This is a genomic window from Arthrobacter sp. Y3223164 (assembly GCF_059091005.1).
The window spans coordinates 1-2,034 of sequence record NZ_JBNHGF010000443.1 but is presented as its reverse complement, the minus strand read 5'-3'; the positions used below and the strand labels follow the sequence as shown (position 1 = coordinate 2,034).

3 protein-coding genes are annotated in these 2,034 nt (G+C 68.7%); 2 read left to right on the top strand and 1 reads right to left on the bottom strand.

All coding sequences use genetic code 11. The annotated features are described in order from the left end of the window. Nucleotides 1-645, top strand: a 645-nt coding sequence (locus tag AC5RUJ_RS15170; RefSeq protein ID WP_494156131.1) for an MFS transporter, incomplete at its 5' end; no start/stop codon positions are given. A gap of 89 nt (nucleotides 646-734) precedes the next feature. Beyond that, a complete protein-coding gene (locus tag AC5RUJ_RS15165) occupies nucleotides 735-1,646 on the top strand; it encodes an aldo/keto reductase (protein WP_494129069.1) in 912 nt (303 codons plus the stop codon). A 79-nt stretch (nucleotides 1,647-1,725) separates the two neighbouring features. Here the strand turns inward: AC5RUJ_RS15165 and AC5RUJ_RS15160 are convergent. Beyond that, nucleotides 1,726-2,034: DNA-3-methyladenine glycosylase family protein (locus tag AC5RUJ_RS15160; RefSeq protein ID WP_494156130.1), on the bottom strand; the 309-nt coding region annotated here is incomplete at its 5' end.

Sequence of the window (2,034 nt, the reverse complement as noted above, 5' to 3'; positions counted from 1 at the left end):
GCCCCGCCGGGCCGCACGGGCCGCACGAAGCAAACCGAGGGTACCGGCGCGCCGGCCCGGTTCCCGCTCTCGGTCTGGCTGTTCGCCGGCTACGCACTGCTGTCCGGCCTGGGCATGCAGGCCACCAACGTCTATCTGCCGCTGTTCACGGTCCGGGAACTGGACTTCAGCCTGGTCATGGGCGGCGTGGCAGCCGGCGTCTCCGGCGTCGTCGGGGTGACCTCCCGGGTGCTGTGGGGGCGGCGCATGGCCAAGGGCGTGCGGGCCTCCACGCTGCTCATCCTGCTCGGCATCGGGGCGCTCGGCGGAGCGGGGGCGTTCCTGGCCGCGGGGTCGCTCGGAATCCCGGCGTTGCTCTGGGTGGGCGTCGTCCTGCACGGGGCCACCGTGTTGGGCACCAACGTGGTGGTGATCGCCGGGGTGATGCGCGTGGTTCCGGCCGAACGGGTCGGAGCAGCCTCCGGGATTGTCTCGATGGGGATGTATGCCGGTTTCGCCGCCGGTCCGCTGCTCATGGGCCTGTTGCTCGAGGCCACCGGCAGCTTCGATACCGGCTGGCTGCTGGTGGGCGCCGGATACCTGCTGTGCTCGGTGCTGGCCGTCGCCCTCCGCGCCTACGGCAACCGCGCCGGCGTCGTGCGCTGACCTGCCTGGCCAGACCGGTCCGGGGCCGGTCCGGCGAGTCGCCTCGGGTAGCTTGGTGAATGGTTAGATTTGTAATTGCAGGAAGGCACATGGTGAAAAAGCGCGCGCTCGGACGGTCGGGATTGCACGTATCGGAACTGAGTTTTGGGGCCGGCGGGTACTGGGGCATGAAGGCTTTCCCCGAACGGCAGGCGGCGCATCTGATCGGCCAGGCGCTCGACGGCGGCATCACCGCCTTCGACACCGGCCCGAATTACAGCCGCGGCAACGCCGAAGAGCGGCTGGGCCGGCTCCTCAAGGGCCGCACCGAAAATCTGGTGATCTCCACAAAGGTCGGATCCCACTGGATCAACAACCGGAATGTGAAGGATTACTCGGCCCGGGCCATCGAAAAGAGCGTGCACGGCAGCCTGCGGCGGCTCCAGCTTGACCACCTGCCCTTGCTGCACTTCCATGGTTTCCCCCGTCCGGCCGGTCCCGCGATCGACACCGTGTTGAAGCTGAAGGAACAGGGGAAGGTCGGGGCGCTCGGCGTCTCCACCGGCCGCGGCGGGGCAGCGAAGGCGCTGAAGCTGGGCATTTTCGACGCCCTCATGCTGGAATACAACATCGTGGACCGGTCCCTGGCGCCGGTGATCTCCGAGGCTCAGGAAGCCGGAGTGGGCGTCAAGCTCAAGTCACCGCTGGCCCAGACCCTCTACTCGCGCGACATCTTCAAGATCACCGGCCCCAGCGACGTCTGGTACCTGTTGCGGGCGCTGAAGAACCACCGGCACAAGTTTGTGCAAGGCCGGAAGTACCGGTTCATCAACGACGTCGACGGCCTCTCCGCGAGCGAGATCGCACTGGCCTTCGTGCTCAGCCATCCAGGGGTCTCCAGTGCGGTGATCGGCACCGTGAAACCGGAACACCTGCGCTCCAATCTCCAGGCGCCGCAGGTCCGTTTGCCGGCGGAGCTGTTGGAACGCATCGAGCAGGCAGGCTCTACGGCCCGGGGATGAGGGTGCACGCCCCGGAGCCGAAGCGGCCGGAAGGAATCGCAGCTTTCGCCCCTGCACGGGTTGCCGGTGCAGGGCTTTGCTAAGGCAGGTACGCCGAGGCGGTCCAGAGATGGAAGACGGCGTAGGCCCGCATCGGCGACCAGGGCCGGCCGAGCGCGCGGGCCTCGGCCGCGGTTTTCACTCCGAGGGCCCGCCGCAGCACCAGATCGCCGTCGGGATAGGCATCGCGGTCGTGCAGCGCCCGCATGGCGAGGTATTCGACCGTCCACGGGCCGATGCCGGGCAGCGCCAGCAGGCGGCGGCGGGTGTCTGCGTGGTCCGTATCCGGAGAGAGGTCCAGCCCGTCCGCGCAGGCTTCGGCCAGGACCTGGACGGTCCGGGCGCGGGC